Source organism: Microbispora sp. ATCC PTA-5024, from assembly GCF_000511135.2.
GTDB classification, from domain to species: Bacteria; Actinomycetota; Actinomycetes; order Streptosporangiales; family Streptosporangiaceae; genus Microbispora; species Microbispora corallina.
The window spans coordinates 197627-203378 of record NZ_KI866523.1 but is presented as its reverse complement, the minus strand read 5'-3'; the positions used below and the strand labels follow the sequence as shown (position 1 = coordinate 203378).

The following is a 5752-nucleotide window of genomic DNA, read 5'->3' as shown; positions in this document are numbered from 1 at the left end:
CTGGCCGAGCGGCCGTTCCTCGCGCCGGACGCGGGACGGCTGGCCGCGCTCGGGCTGGGCCCGCGCGAGCTGGGGGCGGCCGTGCGGTCGGGGGCCCTGCTGCGGATCGCCGAGGGGGTGGTCCTGCTCCCCGGGGCCGACAGGCGGGCGGCGGCGGTGCTGGCCCGGCTGCCCCAGCCGTTCACGGTCAGCCAGGCGAAGACGGCCCTGGACACCAGCCGCCGGGTCGCCGTGCCGCTGCTGGAGCACCTGGACCGCGCCGGGCTCACCGAGCGCCTCGACGACGCGCACCGCCGCTGCCCTCCCCGCTGAACCGCCGCCGGCCCGCCGGGTTACCGTGAAGGGGCAGGTCAGGGGGCGTTCTATGCCGGGCAACAGAGCGGTCGCCTATCAGGGGCCGGGAATCGTCGAGCTCGTCGACGCGGGCTATCCGGAGTTCGTGCTGAAGGACGGGCCGGGGGTCCCGCCGGAGAACGCGGGACGGCCGGTGCGGCACGGCGCGATCGTCAGGCCGATCGCGACCAACATCTGCGGCAGCGACCAGCACATGGTGCGCGGCCGCACCACGGCGCCGCCCGGACTCGTCCTCGGCCACGAGATCACCGGCGAGGTCGTCGAGGTGGGTCCCGACGTGGAGGTCGTGCGGACCGGCGACCTGGTGTCGGTGCCGTTCAACATCGCCTGTGGCCGCTGCCGCAACTGCAAGGCGGGGGACACGCACATCTGCGAGCGGGTCAACCCGCAGCAGCCGGGCGGGGCGTACGGCTACGTCGACATGGGCGGCTGGCCCGGCGGGCAGGCGGAGTACGTGCTCACGCCGTACGCCGACTGGAACCTGCTGAGGTTCCCCGACCGCGAGCGGGCGATGGAGAAGATCCTCGACCTCGCCATGCTGGCCGACATCTTCCCCACCGGCTACCACGGGTGCGTCACCGCGGGGGTCACCACCGGGTCGACCGTCTACATCGCCGGGGCGGGCCCGGTCGGGCTGGCGGCCGCCGTCTCGGCGCAGCTCCTGGGCGCGGCCGTGGTGATCGTCGGCGACCTGAACGAGCAGCGCCTGGCCCAGGCCCGCGGCTTCGGCTGCGAGACCGCCGACGTGTCCACGGGCGACCCCGCGGACCTGGTCGAGGCGATCCTCGGCGTGCCCGAGGTGGACTGCGCCGTCGACGCCGTGGGGTTCGAGGCGCACGGCCACGGCGCCGACGCCGGTACGGAACGGCCGGCGAGCGTCCTCAACGCGCTGATGGAGACCACGAGGGCGGGCGGCAGGCTCGGCATCCCCGGCCTGTACGTCGCCGGTGATCCGGGGGCCGGGGAGGAGGCGGCCCGGCACGGGTCGCTGTCCATCCGGTTCGGCCTGGGCTGGGCCAAGGCGCACTCCTTCTTCACCGGCCAGTGTCCCGTCATGCGCTACCACCGCAGGCTCATGACGGCGATCCTGAACGACCGCGTCCGGATCGCCGACGCGGTCAACGCCACCGTGCTGCCGCTGGAGGAGGCGCGGCGGGGGTACGAGGAGTTCGACCGGGGGGCCGCCCGCAAGTACGTCCTCGACCCCCACGGCGTGATCCCGTCCTGAGGGCTCGTTCAGCCCTCCCGGCCGGGGACGTCCCGCTTGCCCGAGGCCGGGTTGCCGGGGTCCACGCCGAAGCTGATGATCCGCCGGGGATGGACGCGGATGACGGGCCCGCCGAGCGGAGCGGCCGACCCCTCGGGATCGTCGAGGGCCTCGCCGTACCCGCGGATCTCCAGGCAGCGCACCTGCCAGGGGTCGACGGACGGGACGTCGTCCACGACGAACGCGACCCTCCCGTTGTCGCGCACGTTGCGGAACTTCCGGCTGGCCGCCATGTTGTGCCCGCCGATGTCGATGGTCTCCAGCTCGGGGTTGTACCGGAACCCGACGGGGCTCACCTGGAGCGTCCCGTCGGGCTGGACGGTCGCGAGCCGTCCGAGGCGCTGGCCGTCGAGATACGCGATCTCGCGCTCTGTGAAGATCATGCCCTCATGCTAGACGATGGTTCAATCGTCTGATTGACATTTGTCACCCATCTGATTGATGGGCTAGCGTGCCGGTCATGGTCTCATCGGATCGGCCCCGTCGCGCGCCCGAACGGGAGGAGCGCGGCAGAGCCGCCGAGCGGACGCGCGAGCGCATCCTGCGGGCGGCCGTGGCGGAGTTCGGCGCGAAGGGCTACTCGGGGGCGCGGACGGCGGGCATCGCCGCCCGGGCCGGGGTGAACCAGCAGCTGATCTCGTACTACTTCGGCGGCAAGCGCGGGCTCCTCGACGAGCTGCGCCGCAGGTGGGCCGCCGAGCAGGCCGCCGTCGCGGCTCCCGGCGCGACGTACGTGGAGAGCGTGGCCGCCCATCTCGACGCGACCCTCGACCGGCCCGACTGGGCACGCCTGGTGATCTGGCAGGCGCTCGGCGACGGCCGGCCGCCCGGCGGCGAGGACGGGCAGGCGGCCGGCGGTGCGGATGGGCAGGCGGCCGCTCACGAGGACGGGCCGGCGGCCGGCGACGGGGAGGGGCAGGCCACCGGCGGCGGGGACGACTGGGAGGAGGCGCGGCGGGCCCGGCTCAGGGACGCCGTCGAGCGGACGCGGCGCCGACAGGAGGCCGGCGAGATCACCGGCGAGCTGGACGCCGAGTTCCTGCTCCTGCTCGCCTACGCGCTGACCTTCGCGCCGATCGCCCTGCCCCGGGTCGTGGAGGACGTCTTCGGCGTCGACCCGCTGTCGCGGGAGTACCGGGAGCGGATTCTCGGCCAGCTCGCCAAACTGGCCGCGCCCCGGCCGGTCAGGCCCTGAGCTCGCCGCCCAGCGGGCGTGGCGGGTAGCCCCGCACCGGCGCCGGGGACCGCCACGGCTCGTGGACCAGGTCGTCCGGCAGGGACGCCAGCTCGGGGACGTACCGGCGGACGTACTCGCCGTCCGGGTCGAACCTCCTGGCCTGCCGCAGCGGGTTGAGCGTGCGGTAGGGGCGGGTGTCGTTGCCCGTGCCGGCCACCCACTGCCAGTTGCCGCAGTTGTTCGGCATGTCGCCGTCGAGCAGGAGTTCGGCGAAGTGGTCGACGCCCACCCGCCAGTCGATCCTGAGCCGTTTCGTCAGGTAGGAGCCCACGATCAGCCGGACCCGGTTGTGCATCCAGCCTTCGCGCCGGAGCTGGCGCATGCCCGCGTCCACGATCGGGACGCCGGTCACCCCCTCGCGCCACGCCGCCGCCGCGTCCCCGTCCCCGTCCCAGTCGAGGTCGGCCCGCGGCCGGTAGTCGCGTCGTCCGAGGTCGGGGAAGGCGTAGGCGACCTGGTAGTAGAAGTCCCGCCAGCAGAGCTGCCGGACGTAGTCCTCCGCGTCCGGCCGCGCGCACGCCAGCTCGACCAGCTCGGTGGGGGACACGCAGCCGAAGTGGAGGTACGCGCTGAGCATCGACGTGCGCCCGGCCACGCGGTCGCGGGTGCCGGAGTACCGGGCCAGCCCGGCGTCCACCCACTCCGCCATGCGCCGCCGCCCCTCGGTCTCGCCGCCCCTGACCACGCCGAACGGCTCGGACGACGGCTCGGGCAGGTCGCCGGGGTCCAGGCCGTCCGGGAGCCGTACGCGCTCGGGCGGCCCGAGCACCGGACGCCTCGGCGTCGCCGACCAGGCCCGCCAGTACGGCGTGAACACGCGGTAGTGGTCGCCGCCCGAAGGGGTCAGGGCGGCGGGCGGCACCACGGTCACCCCCGGGAACAGCCGGAACTCCAGCCGCCGGGCCTGGCACGCCCCGGCCAGCCGGCCCTCCCGCCGCCGGGCGAGGGAGCTCACGTCGCCGCCGGCCCAGATCCGGGTGGCGGAGGTCTCGCCGGCCACCCGGACGGCCTCCTCAGCCGGATCCCCCCGCCGTACGACGAGGTCGCCGCCGCGGGCCCGCAGAGACGACCGCAGGTCGTGGAGGGTCTCGTGCAGGAAGTCCCGGCGGTGCCGCGCCTCGATGGCCGGGTCGAGCACGAACAGGGGCACCACCCGCTCCGCCCGGACGCACGCCTCGGCGAGCGCCGGATGATCGTGCACCCGCAGGTCCCTGTTGAACAGCACGACGATGGTGTCCACGCCTGTTTCTTCGGTGGCGGCCCGCCGCGCGGTTGCGGCGCTTTCCGGTGTGGAAACGGAAAAGAATGATTATCTGATGAACGGCTCTCCGGGTGCGTGGGAGAGATCGGCCCGCCGCTGCGTCTCGGCATCGGCTGTGCGCGTCCTGTAATGCCGAGAAAGCATGGGAAATGGCCCCACCGCCCCAGTCTTTCCCAGATATGAAGAGTATTCACCTCGACGTGGCCACGAGGTGGCCGGACAAAGTCCGGAACGGAAACGGCGCCCTCGCCGGCGATCTTCTGGCATTTCCGTATCCGCAGGTGGGTATGCGTATGGCCGCCGCGAACGCCATCCTCTGCAGAGAACTCGGCGCCGTATCGGACGCCCTTCCTGGGTCCCTTTCGGCTGACCGGATGGCGGTTATTTGTGGCTTATCATCAACCCATGATTTCTCTGGTTCTTTTCCTTCCCAACACAACGGAGTCAGTCTAAGATCTCGTTCTATGTATCGGTATGCATCAGATTTTCCAGTTAGGCAAGGGCGACCCCTTGGCCGCAGTGATGCGCTGTCCGAACATGACGCCGATCCCACCTTCGCCCCGCCTTCCCGCGCATGACCCCGCCCACCGGGACCGGGGACGTCGCGCTCGACCCCGGCCGGGGGATGGCATGGGTCGACGAGCACGGCGCCCACCTCGTCGACTACGCGTCCTTTCATCTGGAGCCCGCGCGCGTGGTCGGGGCCGCCGGCGCGGCCCTGGAGGCGTGCGCCGTCCAGGCGAAGCCCGGGAACGTTGCAGACCGCGCGTGGCTGCTGTCCGCGCTGCGCCGGGAGTGCGGCCCCGGCGCCGTCCGGGGTGACGGCTTCCGCCCGGGGCCGGGCCCCGGCGTGCCCGACGACCGGGCCGTCCGCCGCGCCTGGTCGCTCGTCGATCCCGTCGGCGCGGAGACCCTGCGGCTGCTGTACCGCCACGAGTTGCAGCTCAGGGACCTCGCGTACGTCCAGGCGCTGGCCGTGAAGGAGGCCGCACGGCTCGTCGCCCGCACGCAGGACATGGTGGAGATCCTGGTGAGCGGGCTCGACGGCCTGGCCCGCGGCCGCCCGCTCTGCCCCGAGATCGCCGCACTGGCCGGGGCCGTCTTCCCCGAGGGCGGTGCGGCCGACTTCGGGGCCCCGCGTACGGCACTGCTGACGCACATCGTGACGTGCGTGGTGTGCAAGCGGCCTATCAACATCCGCTACACGGTGCCGCAGATCCTGTCGCGGCCTCCGCTCGCCCCCCTCACCTCCGACGCCCGGCGGCGCCTGGTCGAGGCCGTCACCGTGGTCGCGCCTCCCGCGGGCGCGTCGGCCCACCGTCCGCCGACGTCGTTCGGGCTGCCGCTCGCGGCGCCCGTGGCGACGGAGCACGACCTCCCGGCGCCCTCCGTTCGCCCCCCGGCGGGTCCCGTCCGGCCGTCCGCGTCCGTCGCACAGCCGTCCCCGGCCGGGCCTCCTGCATCCTCGGCTGGTCCGCCGGCGCCGCCCGCTCCCGCCGGGCCCGTCCCCGGGCAGCCGCCGTCCGCTCCCGCCCGGCCTGTTCACGGCCAGGTGCCGCCCGCGGCCCCGGCCGGACCGGCGAGCCCGCCCGTGCCGCCGCAGACGCGCAGGCATCCGCACGCCCCGCTCGAC

General features: G+C 73.7%; 5 protein-coding genes and 1 pseudogene. 4 read left to right on the top strand and 2 right to left on the bottom strand.

Annotated features, from left to right (window positions below):
- Both MPTA5024_RS13455 and fdhA read left to right on the top strand, forming a co-directional pair.
- Window positions 1-312 (top strand): SelB domain-containing protein (locus MPTA5024_RS13455; RefSeq protein ID WP_198167143.1); only part of this gene is annotated, 312 nt, incomplete at its 5' end.
- A gap of 52 nt (window positions 313-364) precedes the next feature.
- A complete protein-coding gene (gene fdhA / locus MPTA5024_RS13450; protein WP_036324273.1) occupies window positions 365-1582 on the top strand; it encodes a formaldehyde dehydrogenase, glutathione-independent in 1218 nt (405 codons plus the stop codon).
- Between the two features lie 8 nt (window positions 1583-1590).
- Here fdhA and MPTA5024_RS13445 read toward each other — a convergent pair whose 3' ends face one another.
- Window positions 1591-2004, bottom strand: coding sequence for a PPOX class F420-dependent oxidoreductase (locus MPTA5024_RS13445; protein ID WP_051458136.1), 414 nt, complete (start codon window positions 2002-2004; stop codon window positions 1591-1593).
- A 77-nt stretch (window positions 2005-2081) separates the two neighbouring features.
- Between MPTA5024_RS13445 and MPTA5024_RS13440 the strand changes: the two genes are divergently transcribed.
- The gene (locus MPTA5024_RS13440) at window positions 2082-2816 is read left to right on the top strand and encodes a TetR family transcriptional regulator (RefSeq protein ID WP_036326026.1); all 735 of its coding nucleotides are present in this window, start codon (window positions 2082-2084) and stop codon (window positions 2814-2816) included.
- Here MPTA5024_RS13440 and MPTA5024_RS13435 read toward each other — a convergent pair.
- Window positions 2806-4098, bottom strand: coding sequence for a cryptochrome/photolyase family protein (locus MPTA5024_RS13435; protein ID WP_036324271.1), 1293 nt, complete (start codon window positions 4096-4098; stop codon window positions 2806-2808). The genes MPTA5024_RS13440 and MPTA5024_RS13435 overlap by 11 nt on opposite strands.
- 595 nt (window positions 4099-4693) lie before the next feature.
- On the opposite strand from MPTA5024_RS13435, the pseudogene MPTA5024_RS42100 reads away from it, so the two are divergent.
- A pseudogene (locus tag MPTA5024_RS42100) lies at window positions 4694-5752 on the top strand (hypothetical protein); the annotation flags it as partial.